Annotated in this window: 14 protein-coding genes; 2 read left to right on the forward strand and 12 right to left on the reverse strand. The window is 40.8% G+C overall.

What is annotated here, in order from left to right:
• Positions 1-103: 103 nt before the first annotated feature.
• The 10 genes from PALPR_RS13515 to PALPR_RS13560 all read right to left on the reverse strand — a co-directional run bounded on the left by PALPR_RS13515 (position 104) and on the right by PALPR_RS13560 (position 11068).
• The gene (locus PALPR_RS13515; protein WP_013446212.1) at positions 104-1210 is read right to left on the reverse strand and encodes an ABC transporter permease; all 1107 of its coding nucleotides are present in this window, start codon (positions 1208-1210) and stop codon (positions 104-106) included.
• Positions 1211-1239: 29 nt separating this feature from the next.
• A complete protein-coding gene (locus tag PALPR_RS13520; RefSeq protein ID WP_013446213.1) occupies positions 1240-1602 on the reverse strand; it encodes a four helix bundle protein in 363 nt (120 codons plus the stop codon).
• A gap of 29 nt (positions 1603-1631) precedes the next feature.
• The gene (locus PALPR_RS13525) at positions 1632-2396 is read right to left on the reverse strand and encodes an ABC transporter ATP-binding protein (RefSeq protein WP_013446214.1); all 765 of its coding nucleotides are present in this window, start codon (positions 2394-2396) and stop codon (positions 1632-1634) included.
• A gap of 11 nt (positions 2397-2407) precedes the next feature.
• Entirely contained in the window at positions 2408-3340 is a 933-nt protein-coding gene (locus tag PALPR_RS13530) for an ABC transporter ATP-binding protein (RefSeq protein ID WP_013446215.1), read from the reverse strand.
• Between the two features lie 47 nt (positions 3341-3387).
• Complete coding sequence (locus PALPR_RS13535) at positions 3388-4311, reverse strand: HlyD family secretion protein (RefSeq protein ID WP_013446216.1); 924 nt, start codon at positions 4309-4311, stop codon at positions 3388-3390.
• A gap of 31 nt (positions 4312-4342) precedes the next feature.
• Complete coding sequence (locus tag PALPR_RS13540) at positions 4343-5608, reverse strand: TolC family protein (protein ID WP_013446217.1); 1266 nt, start codon at positions 5606-5608, stop codon at positions 4343-4345.
• A gap of 12 nt (positions 5609-5620) precedes the next feature.
• Positions 5621-6244 (reverse strand): TetR/AcrR family transcriptional regulator, encoded by a 624-nt coding sequence (locus tag PALPR_RS13545; protein WP_013446218.1) that lies wholly within the window; start codon positions 6242-6244, stop codon positions 5621-5623.
• 183 nt (positions 6245-6427) lie between these two features.
• Positions 6428-7216, reverse strand: a complete 789-nt coding sequence (locus PALPR_RS13550; protein WP_013446219.1) for a DUF4249 domain-containing protein — start codon at positions 7214-7216, stop codon at positions 6428-6430.
• Between the two features lie 4 nt (positions 7217-7220).
• Entirely contained in the window at positions 7221-9542 is a 2322-nt protein-coding gene (locus tag PALPR_RS13555; protein ID WP_013446220.1) for a TonB-dependent receptor, read from the reverse strand.
• 41 nt (positions 9543-9583) lie between these two features.
• Complete coding sequence (locus tag PALPR_RS13560; RefSeq protein WP_013446221.1) at positions 9584-11068, reverse strand: bifunctional ADP-dependent NAD(P)H-hydrate dehydratase/NAD(P)H-hydrate epimerase; 1485 nt, start codon at positions 11066-11068, stop codon at positions 9584-9586.
• 174 nt (positions 11069-11242) lie between these two features.
• Between PALPR_RS13560 and PALPR_RS13565 the strand changes: the two genes are divergently transcribed.
• The gene (locus tag PALPR_RS13565; RefSeq protein WP_013446222.1) at positions 11243-13633 is read left to right on the forward strand and encodes a PIG-L family deacetylase; all 2391 of its coding nucleotides are present in this window, start codon (positions 11243-11245) and stop codon (positions 13631-13633) included.
• Positions 13634-13653: 20 nt separating this feature from the next.
• Here PALPR_RS13565 and rlmF read toward each other — a convergent pair whose 3' ends face one another.
• Positions 13654-14625, reverse strand: coding sequence for a 23S rRNA (adenine(1618)-N(6))-methyltransferase RlmF (gene rlmF, locus PALPR_RS13570; RefSeq protein WP_049777047.1), 972 nt, complete (start codon positions 14623-14625; stop codon positions 13654-13656).
• A 301-nt stretch (positions 14626-14926) separates the two neighbouring features.
• Between rlmF and PALPR_RS13575 the strand changes: the two genes are divergently transcribed.
• Positions 14927-16486, forward strand: a complete 1560-nt coding sequence (locus PALPR_RS13575; RefSeq protein WP_013446224.1) for an acyl-CoA dehydrogenase family protein — start codon at positions 14927-14929, stop codon at positions 16484-16486.
• Between the two features lie 93 nt (positions 16487-16579).
• Here the strand turns inward: PALPR_RS13575 and PALPR_RS13580 are convergent, their stop codons facing one another.
• Positions 16580-19693, reverse strand: coding sequence for an efflux RND transporter permease subunit (locus PALPR_RS13580; protein WP_013446225.1), 3114 nt, complete (start codon positions 19691-19693; stop codon positions 16580-16582).
• Positions 19694-19704: the final 11 nt, after the last annotated feature.

Here is a 19704-nt window from a genome sequence, read left to right on the forward strand (position 1 = left end):
AAGGGGGATTGAATTAGTACTGTTTGATTTAAACCATTTTATAAATATAAATACATAAGAGACGAAACTAACCTAGTTCCCCTTTAGGGGTTAGGGGTTTCTGCTACTCCAACCTCACTTTAAATTTCTTTAGACTAATGGTGACCAAAACGATACCCATGAGGCAAAGCACTCCTACTTCTTTGAGTACGGAAGTAATACCTAAACCTTCAATCATAATGGCTTTTACAGCTCTGATGTACCACTTGGCCGGAACGATATTCGAAAACCACTGGAGCGGGAGCGGCATATTTTCTATCGGGAACATCATACCCGAAAGCAGCATAACGGGAATCATTAGTCCCATTCCGGATACCAACATGGCAGCTTGTTGCGAATTGGTAATGGTTGAAACCAGTAGCCCGAACGATAACGAAACAAAAATATACAGTAGCGACACGGCGACTAAACTCATAAAACTCCCCGCAATAGGCACGCCCAAAACAAAGACCGAAAGCAGCATGATGGTGGCAAAATTCACGCACGAAAGCACAAAATATGGCGTAATTTTGGACAGGATGATGTAGATAGGCTTCATGGGCGATACCAACAGAATCTCCATTGTCCCCATTTCTTTTTCACGAACAATAGCGATGGAGGTCATCATGGCACATATCAACAGCATAATCATACCTAAAACGCCCGGAACAAAATTAAATGAACTTTTCATTTGAGGATTGAAAAGCATCTTTACCTCTGGCGTAATTTGATAGGGATTTTTGGTTTCGCCCATCAATTCCTGTTGGTACGAGTTGATGATATTGCTGGCGTAAAATGTAAATGATGTTGCTGCATTAGGGTCGGTGGCGTCGGCCAAAAGCTGAATATGCGCCGTGCCGTTATGACGGAGTTTATCTCCAAAATGATCTTCGAAAACAACCACCAGTTTGGCTTTTGCATCCCTGAAAACAGGTTGAATCTCATCAGTGTTGTGAATTCTCGCTACCACATCGAAGTAAGCACTGGCGTTCAACTTGTCGATAATACGGCTACTGGCTTCGTCGTTAGTAGGAGCTAAAACCGCCACCTGTGTGTCTTTTACCTCTGTTGTCAGTGCAAATCCAAATAAGATGATTTGAATGATAGGCATCAGGAGCAAAATCATAATGGTGGTTTTGTCGCGGAGAATATGGTAAAATTCTTTTCGAATAAATGATAATAGCTGCTTCATGTACTTAGTTGATAGTTGAAAATTGATAGTTAATCCTTTTTGTTGTTTTCTTTGGATGACTTGATTATGCTTACTAACATCTTGATTAATTCCTGACAATCACTGGTAATGGAAGAGAAAGATTTGTTGTCGATAAATTCACTATCATGCAAAAGCATCAACCAATATTCAGCCTCGTTTGCTTCTTTCAAGGCAATACTCATTTTATGAATAAAATCGGCTTTTGATTCTGCGTGTTCAGCTTCTCTGATTAAAGCACCAACGGCAGTTCCACTTCTCAATAGTTGTTTGGAGAGGACAAATTCTCGTTGCTCAGAGCTTAAAAACTTATAAGCTTTGATAATTCTTAGTGCAAAAGCATAAGATTTATATTTAACTGTTTTTTCTTCCATATATTTGTTTCGCTGTTAACTATCCACTATCAACTGTCAACTCTTTTCGCTTTCCGTGCCAATTGTTGGAAAACTTCATCCATGCTGGTGGCATTAAACTGTTTTTTTAGATTTTTGGGCGAATCCAGTGCTTCTATTTTCCCATCCACCATGATAGAAACCCGGTTGCAATATTCGGCTTCGTCCATATAATGTGTCGTGACGAAAACGGTTATTCCGCGCGAAGTGGCATCGTAAATCAACTCCCAAAACTGACGGCGCGTAATCGGGTCCACACCTCCGGTTGGTTCATCCAAAAACACTACCTGCGGATTATGAAAGATGGAAACCGAAAAAGCTAGCTTCTGTTTGAATCCTAGCGGTAAAGAGCCTACCAGTTTGTCTCGCTCACTTTCGAAATCCAGAACCTGCATTAATTTATCAGTTTTTTCTTTGATCTCGTTGTCTTTCATTCCATATATTCCACCGAAAAGTTCGATATTTTCCCACACTTTGAGGTCATCGTACAGAGAAAATTTCTGGCTCATGTAACCGATATTTTTCTTTACCAGCTCGGTTTGTGTACCAATGTCGTAACCTGCCACCAAACCTTTTCCGCCGGTGGGGATACTAAGTCCGCTAAGCATACGCATAGCAGTGGTTTTTCCGGCACCATTGGCTCCCAAAAATCCAAAGATTTCACCTCGCTCCACTTCAAACGAGATATTATCCACTGCTTTGAAATTACCAAATTTCTTGGTGAGATTTTCGGCTATAATTACTTTGTTGGAATTATGTTGAATTATTTTTTCCATTTTCTTAGCTCTTATTTCTGGGATAGTTGCATAAAACAGTCTTCAATGGTCGGCTCTATTTCTTTGATTTCAATATTTGTATGGCCTAGCTTATCCAATGTTTCTTTCAAACTGTTTATTGATAACTGTTCGCTGCTCACTGAAACATGGTGTTTGTCTCCAAAAGCGAAACAATTACTCGTAAGGTCATTGGTTCTTAAATCGTTCAATAACTTGTGCATGTTGTCGCTTTGAACCGCCCACAGCTTGTTTTCATATTGATTGACGATATTCCGGGGTGTGTCGATTTTTAGGAATTGCCCGTTTTGGATCAGTGCTATCCGGTCGCACAGACTGGCTTCGTCCATGTAAGGGGTGGAAACCAGAATGGTTATGCCTTGCGCTTTCAGGTTCTTGAGCATTCCCCAAAACTCTTTTCGCGAAACGGGATCAACTCCCGTTGTAGGTTCATCCAGAAAAAGTACACTTGGCTTGTGAATCAACGCACAGCTTAACGCCAGTTTTTGCTTCATTCCACCGGAAAGTTTTCCTGCTCTACGGTTTTTGAAGGGTTCAATCTGTTGGTAAATATCCTTAACCAGCTCGTAGTTTTCTTCTATTGTGGTATTGAAAACTGTTGCAAAAAAGTTCAGGTTTTCTTCCACAGTCATATCCTGATAGAGTGAGAATTTGCCGGGCATATAACCCACCCGTTTCCGAATTTCTTTGTAATCCTTTACTACGTCAAATCCATCAACAGAGGCAGTTCCGCTATCGGCTAAAATCAGGGTTGTGAGTATTCGGAAAAGTGTGGTTTTCCCGGCTCCATCAGGCCCGATAATACCAAAAATCTCACCTCTTTCCACTGTGAAATCTATCCCTTTGAGAGCTTCGATAGTATCGTATTTTTTGCTGACAGATTTACAACTGATAGCCGGTTCAGACTGAATATTTTGCTTGTCCATTAGATTGAATATTAGGAAAAACCTTAGAAATAATTATCAACTTTCAACTAAAACGATACTTCTCCGTACATCCCGATTTTCAACAAACCATTATTCTTGACGTTTATTTTTACGGCATAAACCAGGTTGGCGCGTTCGTCGCGGGTTTGAATGGTTTTGGGTGTGAATTCCGATTTGCTTGAAATCCAGGCCAATGTGCCGGTGTATTCTTTGGTGTCGTCTTTTCCAAAATCAGTCATGACCTTCACTTGTTGACCGATTTTCAATTTAGTCAACTGGTCGGCTGTAACATAGGCACGGAGTATCATATTGTTGGTATCCGCTATTTTGAAAAGTGCTTTGCCGGGTGCCGCTACTTCACCCATTTCGGCATATTTTACCAATACGGTTCCATCTATAGGACTTGTAATGTTGCATTTTTTCAGTTGGTCATCCAGTTGAGATACTTGCAACGAAATGCCTTCGCTATCGTCGTTGATACCTTGATTTCCGGTAACTAAAGTAGTTTTTTGTGCGTCCAGTTGCTTTTCGAGCAAGGCTATTTGTGCGTTAATATCGTCCAGTTGCTTTTGGTTGGCAGCGTTTGCCTTTACCAGATTTTCAAATCTTTTATGTTCGGTTTTGGCTGTGGCAATCTGCTGTTCGATAGCGGCAATTTGCTTTTTGATATCCGGGCGACGACTCAATAATGCTTTTTTACTGCTGATAATCTGTTGCTTGCGCAGATAAAGTTGTGTGCTGTCGATGGTTCCTATGACTTGGTTGGCTATCAGCGCTTGACCTTCTTCTATGTTGAACGACAAAATTTTACCTGACGCTTCGGCCGAAACTATTACTTCGGTGGCTTCGAAAGTTCCAAATGCATCGGCATCGCCTTTTGATTTTCCACACGAAATCAGCAACGATGAAATTATGGATAATCCTAATAAGATTTTACTTTTCGTAAATGTTGAAATAGAATTTGTTTTCATATTGTCAGTATTTAAAATTCCCTTCGGGTATTTAATTGTTGATATTATTTTTAAGTTGATACACACTCATTATCAGCTGAATTTCGTGTAGCGATTTTAGTTGTTTTGCCTGGTCTTCAGCATTTATTTCGCGAATCAGATCGGTAACTGTAAGTGTCCCATTGTCTACTTTTACAGAAGCGGATTTCTTTATATTCTCACGAAGCCGGATAATTTCATCGTCGCTACTAAGAGTAGATTGTAACTTTTCTATTTCGGTTTGTTGCTGCTTGGTTTTCAAATCTGCATTAAATAGGAAAGTCTCTTTTTGTATGTCATTCGATTTTTTGCTGGTTTCTAGTTTGTTGACGTTGTTTTTCTGGGTATAAAAACCACTCAGATTCCACGACAAACGAATGCCGCCGATGTAAAACTCCGAAAATGCGTTGGTGAGCATGTTCATTCCGGGTCTGCCGTAACCTCCCTGAATAAATGCGCTTACTTTCGGACGGTTTCCTGCATTTAGTAGCTCTTTCTGACTCTCGAACAGCTTATTCTGAGCAGCGAACAATCCGAGTTCCGGTCGATGATTGGTGGTTTCTGTCAGAGAGGTAAGATTCATTTCGGGCTTTGATAATTCAGATTTTTCATCAATGCTTGTGCCCGTCAGTGCCGATAACATGATGAAATATGATTTTCGGGTACTTTCTAGTTCCGTTTTCCGTTGTTGGGCATTGATTTGCTCTACCTTTAGCGCGTCCAAATCCGACTGGTTGGCTATTCCATTTTGTTTGTAGCTGGCTATGCGGTTGTAGTTTGTTTGTAGCTCGTTTTGCAAAATGTCATTCTGTCGGAGCTGTTCATTCAACAATAAAATGCCAAAGTACAGCTGATTTACCCGGTCATTCAGCGTGTATAAATCTACTTCGAGCTTCTTCTTCTCAACCTCGGTATTGGCATTGGTTATTTTCTTTTGTGCTGAAATATTTCCACCATCCCATATCACCTGATTGGCTTCTACGACGGCCTGATACTGGTCTTTACTCAGTTCGGGAATCGTCATATTCGGGATCGTAATAGGCAGTTTTGTAACTTGCGACTGGTATGTGCCTTTGGCCGAAAGTGTCAGTTGCGGCAGGTATCCTTTGTTGGCATTGCTGATGTTGTATTGTGCAGTTTGCTCTATCAGACTATACTGTTTTACCAGTGGGTAGTTTGCTCTGGCTTTGGTTTGGCAGTCGTCCAGATTTATTCGTTGCCCGAAAACCGACAGAGGTAAACAGATTAGCACCATGCTGTATAAAATCAATTGTTTCATATCAAAATAACCTTAGGGTTTAATATAGTTTAAAATTACTTGCACATTTTCATTCCGTCTGTGTGCCAATAGTGCTTTCACTTGTTCATCGTCCAGTTGCATGATGCAGCTGGCTATGGGCAACATCATAAAAAGTCCAGCATTTAGCGTAACCATTGTGATAATGATATCCATAAGTTCAATGTTGCGGGCACGTCCTGCTGCTATTTCTTTCTGAAGCTCGTTGTTTAGTTTTGTATACAACTCAAAAGGAACGGTTCGTAATTTGTTTCGCAGATTTTGCAGGTTTTCGGGAAGGCGCGATAATTCAGTGGCTACCAACAGAGGCAACTTTGGATTCTTTGTCAGCATGTCAAAATGCGACTCAACTGCATGTCTCACTTTCTCCGAAAACGGAATGTCTTCAAGGCTCTGCGAAGCGTATAGATGCTCGAAAAGCATTCGGAATTTTTGCTCAAAAATGGTGTTGAACAAGTTATCTTTTGTTCTGAAATAGTAATGAACCAATGCCTGGTTACAGCCGGCTTCTTTGGCAATTTCGGTTGTAGAAGTCAACGCAAACCCTTTTTCAAGAAATAGTCTTTCGGCCACTTCCAGAATAGTTTGTTCCATTGATTGTTCTTGTTTAATATCCATATTTAATTATTTTATTTAATAGCTCTATTAATCGCTTGCAAAGTAAAAGCTTTTTCTTTAAATAGCAGTTACATTTGGGTGAAAAAATAAAATATTTCAATTATTTAACGCGGGTTGTTAAATAGAAACAGCGCTGATACTCATGTAATGTATCAACGCTGTCGGGCTGTAGGACTGAAAAAATCAGGGGATGGTAATCATTGCTTCGCGTACCGAGCATGCACTAAAATATCCCAGCGCACCATTACTTATGTTCGAAACAGGATTGGCAGGAGAGGCAGATCGACCGTCATTTCCGCGCGAAGTTCTGAAGTATTCAAAGACGTCTTTATCTATGCTTTGAAGTTGGACTCTGACTTTATCACCTGTTTTTAAAGGAGTATTATCGTCGAGCGCACTAGAACCAAGTGAATAATTTATCATTTCGCCCTGATACAGTTTGTCATTTCCGATATTAATGCCGGGCTTTAATGTGTTGTTGATGTATTCTATTATCCGATAGTAATTATCCGTGTCCTCGGGGTCTTTAAAATTGAGCGAAATCTCTTTTTCATTACTGAAGTCTCTTTTTTTTATGAATATCGCGTCGATAGTTACGGGACTCGGCATTTTAGAAGTAGCTGTATAGGTTTGCCCATCTATTTCTACCGTTAGCGTGTAAGCAATTCCGGGTACTCCCCTTATTGAAGAGGTTGTATATGAACCGGGTTTAGTTTCAGTCAGCGTTACCGAGCGTCCGATATTATCCTCAATCTTAACTTTAGCACTTCTGACCGGTGGGAAAGCATTTGGCTCCGTAAAATCAACGGTTCTTGAAATTTTTACTTCTGTTGCACCGGCGCGATCAAACACATTTCCGACGATGACTATTCCACCGTTGGCGTTATCTAAATTCAGATCAATAATCTTTTCGCAGGATGATAATGAGCTTATTACCAACATTACCAAAACAGTTTTTTTGAATATTCTCATCTTTTTAAAATTTAAAGTTGTATGAAAAAGAAGGAATGATTTTAAATAGAGTAGTTTGAACTGCTTCGGTCTTGCTCGGATCCACTTCATTATCGCGGAACGTAATCATGTAAGCATTATCGCGACTGTAAGCGTTGTAAACCGAAAAAGTCCAGCTGGATTCAAAGTTCTTCGTTTTTTTTACCACCCACGTAGCACCTAAATCCAAGCGGTGGTAAGCGGGCATTCTGTTGGCGTTGCGGTTGGAGTAATAAAACATTGTTTTCCCATCGATCTGATATTTCCCAGTCGGAAAGGTCACTGCATTGCCGGTATTGTAAACCCAGGTGGCCGAAAATGTCCAGTGTTTGTTTAGTTCATAAATACCGACGATAGACACGTCGTGCGTTCGGTCTTGTCGGGCAGGGTAATATTGTCCGTTATTGATTTGATCAAACTTTCGTTCTGTTCGGGACAGCGTGTAACTAATCCATCCGTTGAACCTTCCGTATTTCTTTTTTAGAAAACATTCCCAACCGTATGCTCTGCCTATTCCGTACAGCAACTGCGATTCGGCATTTTCATTGAAGTTTAGTTCGGCTCCGTTTTTGTAATCAATTTGATTTTTAAGGCTTTTGAAATAAATCTCGCTAAAAAACTCATACTGATTATCATTGAAATTGCGATAATATCCAATCGAAAACTGGTCTGCTATTTCGGGTTTTACATTGTTTGTACTTGGCATCCACAGATCTGTTGGATCGCCGGCTGTGGAGTTTGAAAGCAAATGCAGATTCTGGACATTGCGTGCATACGATGCTTTTATCGAACTTTGCGGGTTGATTACATAATTCAGCATCACCCTTGGCTCAATATAAACGTAGGACGAAATGTACTGACCTTTTTTGTAAGTGGCCGTATCAGTCGCAATTCCATCTTTGTCGTAGGTATAAAATGTACCCGGACCAAGCAGGCTGAATGAGCTCAAACGCGATCCGTATTCCACACTAAAATTATCCGAAAACTTGTATTGATGCGTAAAGTAGAGCGCGTTTTCCCAGGCATGCTTATTTGTCAGACTTTTCATGTTTACACTGCTGCTGGCAGTAATGATGCCGGGTATGATGTTATGGATAATTGAGTTTAGCCCAAATTTTATGGTACTGTTGGTGCCTGAGAAAAGTTGAAAATCCTGTTTTAAACTATAATCCTGAATTCTTGAGATGATGTGCATTTGCACTCCTCTGTTGATATTGATTTTAAAATTGTAATTGCTGAATATCAAGGATGTATTGGAAAATAATCTGTCCGAGAATAAGTGATTTAATCGGAATGTACCGGTGCTGTTGCCCCAGTTCAGACCATACCTGTTGTTCAACCCTAACACGTCTTTTCCGAAATATCCGGAGAGGAAAATTCTGTTTTTGTCATCAATACGATAATTGGCTTTGGCATTAAAATCGTAGAAATACAAACTTGAATTGTTTATGGTTGTGTCTTTCGATAGAGCCAGAAATAAATCGGCATAAGTTCGCCGTGCAGAGATGATAAATGAACCTTTGTCTTTCACTATGGGTCCTTCCACGGTTAATCGGGATGAAATTAATCCAATGCCACCACTAACACCGAATTTCTTGTCGTTGCCATCATTCATCTTGATATCCAGTACTGAAGACAAGCGACCTCCGTACTGAGCCGGTTCATTGCCCTTGTAAACAGCGATGTCTTTTATGGCATCGGAGTTGAAAACGGAGAAAAAGCCCATTAGGTGAGAAGCGTTATATACGGTTGCTTCGTCAAGCAATATCAGATTCTGATCGCTTGAACCTCCCCGAACATTGAATCCGCTGCTTCCTTCGCCCGCAGATTTTATACCGGGAAGTAATTGAATGGTTTTTAAAACATCCTTTTCTCCAAACAGAACGGGAATAGTTTTTAAGTCTTTAGTATCAAGTTTTTGTGTGCCCATCTCAAGCCTTGTGACATTCTCATTTTTCCGTTGCGATGACACCACTACTTCGCTCAACTCGTTGATCTGCTCTGTAAGTTGGAAGTCGACTTTTTGAGATTTATCAAGGTTAATGTCTTTGTTTTGAGGTGTATAGCCTACGTATTGAGTTGAAATTTGATAACGACCGGCAGGCAAGGTGATAGAATAATACCCATAGGTGTTTGTCGATGAGCCATTTCCCGGCAATTCTTTGATCGTCACATTGGCACCGATTATATCTTCTCCTGTCTTTGCATCTCTGATGTAGCCGCTTATGGTAAAATGTTGGCCTGCTACAGGGTGTAAGAAGTATAGAAAAAACAAGGACAAAAAAAAGTAAAATTTGCTTCCGTGCATGTATGATTTGTTGTATGATGAAAATGTATGATTCGTATAAATCACTCTTTTAGTGATTTATACGCTTTTCCTAAACAGCCGATAATATCGCTTGCGATAAGTGACTCTTCCGATTCGCGTTCCAAAGCGATATCACCCGCTCGACCATGAAGAAATACGCTTGTCGTAGCAGTCTCTTCTGTCGAATATCCCTGAGCCAGCAATCCGGCTAATATCCCTGTCAAAACATCACCCGATCCGGCTGTTGACATTCCCGGATTTCCTGTACTGTTGAAAATCAACCGCCCGGAAGGTGTTGCTATTAATGAATGAGCGCCTTTGAGTATTATGTATATCTTATATTTCTTTGCGTTTTCCTGCGCTTTTGATATCCGTTGGCAGGTTGAATCGCTGATTCCGAACAGTCTGTCAAATTCCTTTGGATGTGGAGTTATGATAGAGCCCTCAGGCACCAACTTCAGTAAGTCATTTTGCTGACTGATAATATTTAAAGCATCGGCATCCAGAATGCATGACTTATTTATTTGCGAAAGAATATCTTTTAAAATTTCGGCACTTTCAGCTTGTGTTCCTATTCCCGGGCCTATCGCAATGGCGTTGTAGTTAACTGTTGCTGTTAGTGTTGTTTTGAAAATTGCTTCAGGAATAGCTGTTTGAACAATGATTCGGTTGCATTCCGGTCCGAAAACGGTAACCAACCCGGCACCGCTTCTGAGGGCGGCTTTTGCTGTCAGTACCGATGCTCCTGCCATTCCGTTATTGCCGGCTATAATCAGTGCATGACCGAACGAACCTTTGTGCGAAAATTTTGATCGTTTTTTAATTTGATTTCTTATGTCTTCTTCCACGAGATAAGAATAATCACTTGTCGTTTGCTCTATCGCTTTTGGATGAATCCCAATATCTATAATCTCCCATTTGCCAACAAAATCTGCATTTTCAGGCAAAAGAAAAGCCAATTTAGGAAACTGCAAGGTGTAAGTGATGGTGGCTTTTACGATTGGGAGTTTATTGTCCGTCGAATTTTCCTCGCCTTGCAAGCCCGATGGAATGTCTATGGCTACCACTTCACAACCTGTTTGATTAATCCAGTGAACAGTTTCCGCAAAAATACCTGTGAGCGGTCTGCTAAGGCCGGAGCCAAAAAGTCCATCAATTATTACGGTGTCGTCTGAAATCGCTGGAGCTACGAATTGTTGCTGAAGTATGTTAAGCGCTGTAGGGAATTCGTCAAGCAGGCGTTGCTTGTTAGTTTCACAATCGGGCGATAAAGTCGTCGGGTTGATTAAAACTACCGATGCGGTGTATCCTGCATGCAATAATTTTCTACCGAGCGCCAATGCATCTCCACCGTTATTGCCTTGTCCGGCTATAATGCATACAGGTTGCAACTGAGAGTAGCGACCGATAAATTGATGAAAAAGCTTGTCAGTAGCGCGCTCCATCAAGTCTATAGAGCTAATGGGTTCATGTTCTATAGTGTATTGATCGAGCTGCTTGATCTGCGAAGTACTGAAGATTTTCATTGCCAGAGTTGTTAGTTAGTACAAATATATGCAAAATAGGTCAGATACTATTTATTTCTAAAATTTACTACTCACTTTTTCTTTTAACGGTAATTAAAGCGTTCGAATTATTAATTTATGCATATCTTTGAACTAGTTTTTTGATTTCAATTTCAATTTGAAAAAATGGTTACAATGGAAACAAAAAAATATATCACTGAAAGCAAAGTAGAAGCTTACTTCGAAAAACAATTCAGTAATCCGGATATAAAAAAAACGGATGAGAAAATCAAGGTAGTTGTGGTTGATAATTATATTAATCTGGGTCAAATTACCGCCCTTAGGTTTTTGGAATGGGTAGCGCTCAATCCGGGTGGAGTAGTGGCACTTCCTACTGGAAAAACACCGGAATTCTTCATCAAATGGATGAAGTACTACCTCGAAAACTGGGATGCAGAGATGAAGGCCGGATTGCTTCATAAAGTCGGATTGGATGCAACATTGAAGCCTGATTTTAAGTCGCTTTATTTTGTGATGATTGACGAGTTTTTCCCACTCGATCCGTTGCACGAACGCTCGTTTAATTACTTTGTGAAGCGTTTTTATATTGAAGGATTTGGATTTGATGAAAAAAAGGCACTTTTCATTGATACTTTCAATATTCCCGAAGCCGATCAGGCCTATCTGGATGGCTGTAAGAATATTGCTGAAATTTTCCCCGAAGGAGTCATTGACCTGAGTTTGCGTATCAACCATCCGGCTAGCGAAAGAGCGGCATTGCAAAAGAAAACCATTAAGTACTTTGACCAATTCTGCGAAAACTATGAGGAGAAGATTCGTAAAATGGGTGGGATTGGATTCTTTTTGGGTGGCATTGGTCCTGATGGACACATCGCGTTTGATGTAAAAGGTTCGAGCCATCATTCGCATACGCGGCTAACCAATATTAATTACGAGACACAGGCTGCTGCGGCTGTCGACCTTGGCGGTATTGAATCGGTACGTAAAAAAGCGGTTATTACCATTGGGTTGAATACCATCACGCACAATCCTAATGTGGTGGCCATTATTATTGCTGCCGGCGAGTCAAAATCCCAGCTAATAGCCTCGGCTATCGAGTCGCAACCTTCGTTGGAATACCCGGGGAGTGCACTTCAGAAGCTGGAAAACTCACGGTTTTTTCTGACGAAAGGAGCCGCTATAAAACTCCATGAACGCAAAAGAATCGCGATTCTTGAGCAACCCGTTCAGGATACGAAAACACTCGATAAATTGATTATTGACGGAGCTTTGGAAGAAAATGTTTCGTTGCAGGAAATGACTTCCGAGAATTTTAAAACCACCAATCAGTATTTGCTTTTGGCGCAGCAAGTGAGTGGCGAATCGTTAGCTTCACTGGCACAAGCCACTCATAAACGCATTGTAGAAAAGCTCAAAAAAGGTCTTAATCCGCCTATACAAAGCAAGATATTACACACAGCTCCTCATCATGATGATATTGAGTTGGCTTATTTCCCTTTATTACACCATTTGGTACGGTCTGAACACAACGATAATCATTTTGTGTATTGCACCAGTGGCTTCACATCAGTTACTAACGAATATATCAATAGTAATCTGATAGCGCTGAGGAATTTGATTATAAGTGGTAGAATTGAAAAATACATCGATAGCAAACACCTTTTTGAGCAGGATGGTTTTTGGGACGATATCACAGGAACATTGAATGCGATTGCCAATAAAAACAGCGAAGAACAAAGTGTTTACATTGCTTGCCGGTTGGCTCGCCATTTGGTTCGTTTGTTGCATGTAAAAAGCCTGAAAGAGCTTTTGCCTACGCTCAATGAAACCATTCAACATCTTTCAACCATCGATCCGGGAACCAAAGAAACGGAAATTGCGCAAGTCATTAAAGGCTGGACGCGTGAGTTTGAAGCAGAGCTGGTTTGGGAGCATTTTGGTATCGGACTGGATCATGTGTCACACCTTGGATTGCAATTTTACACCGGCGATATTTTTGTGGAATATCCTGATCCGGAGCGCGATGTAAAACCTATTTTAGATTTGCTCGAAAAGGTTCGTCCTAACATTGTGTCATTGGCTCTGGATCCCGAAGGTAGTGGTCCGGATACACATTTCAAAACGCTGATAGCCATCTCTAACGCTTTGGAAAAATATGTAGAGAAATATCACGTCACTGATTTGAAAATCTGGGGATATCGGAATATCTGGTCGAAATTCCATATCAGCGATGTGAGCATGATTGTTCCTGTTTCACTGAATTCGTTTGCAGTGCTCAGCAGTATGTTCAACAATTGTTTTGTAAGTCAGAAATCGGCTTCTTTCCCGAGCTACGAATATGAAGGTCCATTCAGCGACTTAGCACAACGCATTTGGGTGGAGCAACATCACCAATTGACGACGCTTTTTGGACGTGATTTCTTTTACGATAGCAAATTGCCATTGCTAAAACGTTCGTACGGTGCTATCTATATCAAAGAGATGACTTATAAAGAGTTTTGCAATGAGATTGAATTTATAAAAGGGATGATTGATACAAAAAAAGGATTGAAGGAATTGAAATAAATAATTTATTCTAGTCTAAATCAAAATGCATTCCACCTAGTGCTTCTCCAACCGTTTTGTTGATCTTTTTTCAAAAATGTCCAAGCCACTATTCTGCTTACTTTCGTTCCCTGGGTCATTGAAATGGTTTTCACCTCCAACGCGCCAGCATGTTTCAGCGCTTCGTAAATTCCGGGCAGGTGCGATTGTTTGGAGATTTGTGTTGTGAACCAAAAACAATTTGAACCAAATTGTTTGCTTTGACGAATCATATCGCGCACAAATCTTCCTTCACCACCTTCACACCACAACTCATTACTCTGGCCTCCAAAGTTCAGTACGGGTGTTGTGATTTTCTTGTGGTTTAGGCTGCTTAGTTTTCTTAGCGTGCCTTCCTGCGCTTCTTCGGCCGATGCATGAAAAGGCGGATTGCAAATGGTTATGTCAACGGGCTCGTTGCGCTCCATTATTCCGTGGAAAATATCCTTCGGGTTTTCCTGAAGTCGCAGGTCAACACTCTTTAGCAGAAAATGATTGTAATTTATTATTTTATTGGCAGAGTCCAATGCCTTCACGTCTGTATCCGAACCAATGAATGTCCAACCATACTCTTTAACCCCAATAATGGGAAATACGCAACTGGCGCCCACACCAATATCCATACATTTTATTTTTGATCCGGTAGGAATATGTCCGTCGTTGCTGGCAGCCAACAAATCGGCGGCATGATGGATGTAATCTGCCCGTCCGGGTATGGGAGGACACAAATAACCCGTAGGAATATCCCAATAATCGATACCATAAAAGTGCTTGAGCAATGCCTTGTTCAGCCACTTGATGGCTTTGGGGTTGGCAAAATCAATGGATTGGTCGTTGTATTGATTGAGCTTAACGTATTTCGCCAGTTCAGGACAGGCAACAATCAGTTTATCAAAATCATATCTTTCTCTGTGTTTGTTTCGGGGATGTAGTACGACCTTTTCGGCGGGGTGTTCTTTTTTTTGCTCAGGCATAGGATTGGTGAATTGTGAGATTTTGTTTGGATACAAAGATAGACAATGTGGAACGTAGTATGGCATATTCCGGTATAATTATCGATTTTTCGAATGGCAGATGGAAGATGTGTCGATTTTTTAAGAGGAGTGAAACATATATTTTATATGACCTGTACGCTTTGAGTTTTGGGCTAAAACGCTAATATACTGAAAATAGGGAGATAATTTATTGTAAATCAAAACATTTGAAGGTTTTACTTGTTTTAAGCAAGTGCATGCTCTGCACATTACAAAAATGAAATAAATTCAATTACAAATTATGCAACAATCTCAAATCACAACTTCAAGTAAATCAGACTCTCTCGTTGAAAAGGGAGAGGCAGTTCAGCCATTCGAGTTATTCATTCAACATTTTAAAGATACTCTGAAAAAGGTCTTTCACGACGAGAATGATATAGATAAAATGGGTATAACCCGTGGTATTCCAACAGAAGTATTGAGTAAAATAATGGACTGCAATCCTTTATCGGTTGCTATCCCTACAGAGTACGGCGGTCGTGGAGGTAAAGTCCATGAAAGTCTTGAACTTCTGTCGACTGCTTCGTACGAATCGCTGGCTTTGTCTCTTACTTTAGGAATCAATAGTGCACTTTTTCTTCAACCTTTTGCCAAATATGGCCAGGACTGCGCTAAACCCGAAGTTTTCGGCCGCTTTCTACAAAAACAGAATATGGGTGGGCTTATGATTACCGAATTGGGATTTGGGAGCGATGCCTTAAATATGCAAACATCGTACAAAGAAGATACCGATCATTTTCATCTGAAAGGCACAAAGCATTGGGCAGGATTGACCGGACAAGCCGATTATTGGTTGCTTTCAGCCAGAAAACAAACCGAACAGGGAGGACTTCAGCGGGATATTGATTTTTTTGTTTGTGACAATACGCAACCTGAGCAAAAAATTGTGGTGGAAGAGTATTTTGAAAATCTGGGTCTTTATCAGATTCCTTACGGGCGAAATAACGTGGATGTAAAAATACCCAAAGTGCAGAAACTTATACCGCAAACCACCGGAGTTCAGCTCATGTTGGATTTACTGCACCGAAGTAGATTGCATTTCCCCGGAATGGGAATGGGATTCGTAAAAAGAATGCTCGACGAGGCTATAACTCATTGTCAGGCCAGAATGATTGGTGGAAAAAGTTTGTTTTCGTATGATCAGGTACAGCAACATTTAGCCCGTCTGCAAGCCAATTTTACGGTAGTTTCGGCTTTTTGTAAACATAGTTCGGGAGTAGCGGGCATCGAAAACGATTTGACTCCGCTGGGTTTGGAGGCTAATATCATTAAAACCGTTACCACAGATATGATGCAGGATTCTTCACAAACTTTGCTCACATTAGTCGGAGCAAAAGGATACAAACTGAATCACATTGCCGGTCGAGGCACGGTGGATAGCCGTCCGTTCCAGATATTTGAAGGCTCCAACGATATTTTGTATGCTCAGATAGGCGAAACATTGGTGAAATTGATGAAAAATGCGAAAGAAACAGGATTGTACTTGTACCTTCAGGGACATAGATTGACAGAGAATGCTGCTAATTACCTTAAAGAGTTGCTAAGCTTTGAAATAGATATACAAATGCCACAGCGTAAACTGGTTGAACTGGGACGGGTTATGAGTCGAATAGTTTCGATGGATTTAGTTCTTAAAATGGGAGACGCTGGTTTTAGATCGGATTTGATTGATAATGCAGTTTCTATGCTCCGTCAGGAAATAACTACTTTGACAAGCCATTTTTCTTATCAGCAATCTACGCTAGTTGTGGCAGATTATCAGGTAGATAGTTTGTGGAGTGATTATGTAGTGAAAAGATAGTTTTTAATCTTTGATTAAAATACACATTGCTTTATACAAAAAGAGCCGTTTCCGGAGTTTTATCCCGAAAACGGCTCTTCAATTATCAATAAATTATTCTTCTATCTCTATATTCTTTTTGCGGGTAAACCTGTTTTGAACTTTTTCTACCACCAGATAGGCCATTGGCACTACAAACACTGTTAGAATAAGCGATGAAGTTAACCCACCGATAAGTACCACGGCCAATCCTTTTTTCCATTCGGCACCGGCACCCGTGGCTAATGCAATAGGTAACATGCCGAATACCATAGAAATAGTGGTCATTAAAATTGGGCGTAAACGCTCACGACCGGCTTCAAGTAAGGCGTCGTATGTGGGCATTCCTTTTTCTTTCAAGTGATTGGTAAAATCCACGAGCAGAATACCATTTTTAGACACCAATCCCAGCAGCATAATTAGTCCCAACATTGTAAATATACTCATAGAACCCATGGTGAGATTGAGCGCTAAGAGTGCTCCGATCAATGCCACCGGTACGGAGAAAAATACAATAAACGGCTGAAGGAAACTGTTATAGAGCGCTACCATTACCAGATATACTAAGATAATAGCTGCCAGTAAAGCCAATCCCAGCGAAATAAAGGATTTGGTTTGCTGTTCAACGTCGCCGCTCCATTTTATGGTTACCGACTTCGGAAAATTAGCTTTTGCAATTTCTTCGTCAATTTGCTGAGCCAAAATACCTGAGGTTATTCCAAGCACATTACTTTTTACGGTAACAGATGTCCGGCGGTTAGTTCTTTCCACCATACTTGGTCCATTACTTTGTTTTATAGTCGCAAATTGGGACAGGGTGATTTTTTCTCCTTTTGAGTTGACAAAAGTAAATCCTGATACGTCGTTCATGTCGTGTCGATCGAATTCATCCAACCTGATATCGATGTCATATTCATTCAATCCGTCGCGATATTTAGCATCGGTATTTCCGGTAAAAGCATTTTGCAGCGCGGCTCCTACTTCTCCCATCGATAAACCAAGCGATGCCATTTTCTCACGGTCAATGCTGATATTTAATTCTGGATTTCCTTCTTTTACCGTAATTGTAGCATCGTAAGCGCCCGGAAGTTTATCAATTATTGTTTTTAGCTTTTCAGCGGTGTGCATCATTGCGTCGTGATCTTCACTGTTCAGAACCAGCATGATTGGCTCTACATCGCCTTGCATCATACCTATCACACCGCTTGTAATTTTCACCCCGGGAAATTTTTGTTCGAGCTTTTTCCGAACGGACAACATTACTTCTTCCGAGCTTGCAGTTCGTTTTTTTCTGTCAACGAGTTTTACGGTAAGTACCGATTTGTTCTCACTACTGATTTGAGCCAGCTCGGTTATAAAGTTATCGCTGGCTCCGCCTACATTGACCAATATATCTTCAACATTGGGTTGAGTCATGATAAAATTCTCTATCTCACGAGTTCGTAAATTGTTTTGAGCAAGAGTCACTCCTTTATCATATTCCAGTTTGATGGCAAATTTTCCACCATCACCGTTGGCCACCATTTCCTGACCCAAAATACCCAGACTCATAGTATAGGCTGTGAGAATAAACAAGAGTGATACGATTCCACCACTAATCCATTTGTGATTCAGAACCCAACGGAGCTTGTTTACGTAGAAACTGATAGTCTTGTTAATGAAGGTGTCGAACCAGTATAACGGTCTGTGTAACCAGTTTTCACGAACCAGCTGAACTTTCTTTCCAAAACGGGAATAGAGGAACGGAGTAAGTGTGAAACTTACGAAAAGACTCATCAATGTGGATACTACAATGGTAACAGAGAATTGACGTAAAATATCACCAATAATCGAGTCCACCAATGCGATTGGCAAAAATACCACAACATCCACCATGGTGATAGCAAGTGCCGAGAATCCAATTTCATTACGTCCATCGAGGGCAGCTTGTCGTTTGCTTTTACCCATCGAGAAGTGGCGGTGTATATTCTCAAGTACTACAATGGAGTCGTCAACCAATATCCCGATAACCAGTGACATTGCCAGCAGCGTCATAAGGTTTAATGAATACCCGAAGAAGTACATTGCCACAAATGTAGATATGAGCGATGTAGGTATTGCGATTAATACTATTAACGAGTCGCGAAGGCTGTGCAGGAAGAGCAAAATAACCAGAGCCACAAGGATAATTGCTAAAACAAGATCGTGTGATACAGCATCTACAGCCTCAAGCGTTAACTCAGAACTGTCTTCCGCAACTTTGAATATAACGCCTTCTTTTTTATGCTGTTCGGCTACCAACGCTATTTTTTCTTTTACTGTCTGGCATATTTTTACCGCATTTGCATCCGATTGTTTTGTAATGGTAATTCCGATACCTTCTAGTCCGTTGAAACGACATATTGCTGCCTGTTCTTTTACTCCATCGATTACTTCGGCCACATCTTTCAGGCGGATATTAACTCCTGCATGTGTTGCGACCACTAATTCGCTCAATTGCTCTACTGAGCTGAATTTTCCGCCAAGTCTTACAGTGATTTGGTCGCTGTTGTCTTTTACTTTACCTGTCGGAAAATCGAGGTTGGACGAGTTTACTACCTGGGTAATCTGAGCCAGCGATATTCCGTACGAAGTAAGTTTGTTTTTGTCAACGTTCACTTTTATTTCGCGTTCGATACCACCGGTCAACCACACATTGCTTATACCGTCAATTTGCTTTAACTGTGGTATAACTTCCTTATCAATCAGATCGTAAAAATCCCGATCGCCCATTTTCGATACCGCTGTTAGCCTAAGTATGGGAGAATCGCTCTGACTTACTTTAGATACGACCGGTGTTTTTACTTCTTTTGGGAAGTTGGACATTATGTTATTCAGAATGCGCTGGGCTTCTTGTTGCTTTTTACCCATATCTGCTCCCGATTCAAATTCTACAATTACGACGGACATACCTTCGTAAGATTGCGATGAAATTGTACTCAGCTCAGACAAACCGGTGACAGCATCTTCTATTTTTTTCGATACTGTTTGGTTTACATCGGTAGGCGATGCTCCGGGGTAGGGAGTAGACACAATGAGTGTTGGTATCGAGAAAGGAGGCATAAGCTCATAGCTCAGTTGTTCGTAAGAAAACAAACCTCCGAGTATAAGTGCCGTAAAAATTACGATAATCAGCGAAGGACGCTTGATGGCTATTTCGGTAACTGTCATTGTTTTGTTCT

The organism is Paludibacter propionicigenes WB4 (genome assembly GCF_000183135.1).
Taxonomy (GTDB): Bacteria; Bacteroidota; Bacteroidia; order Bacteroidales; family Paludibacteraceae; genus Paludibacter; species Paludibacter propionicigenes.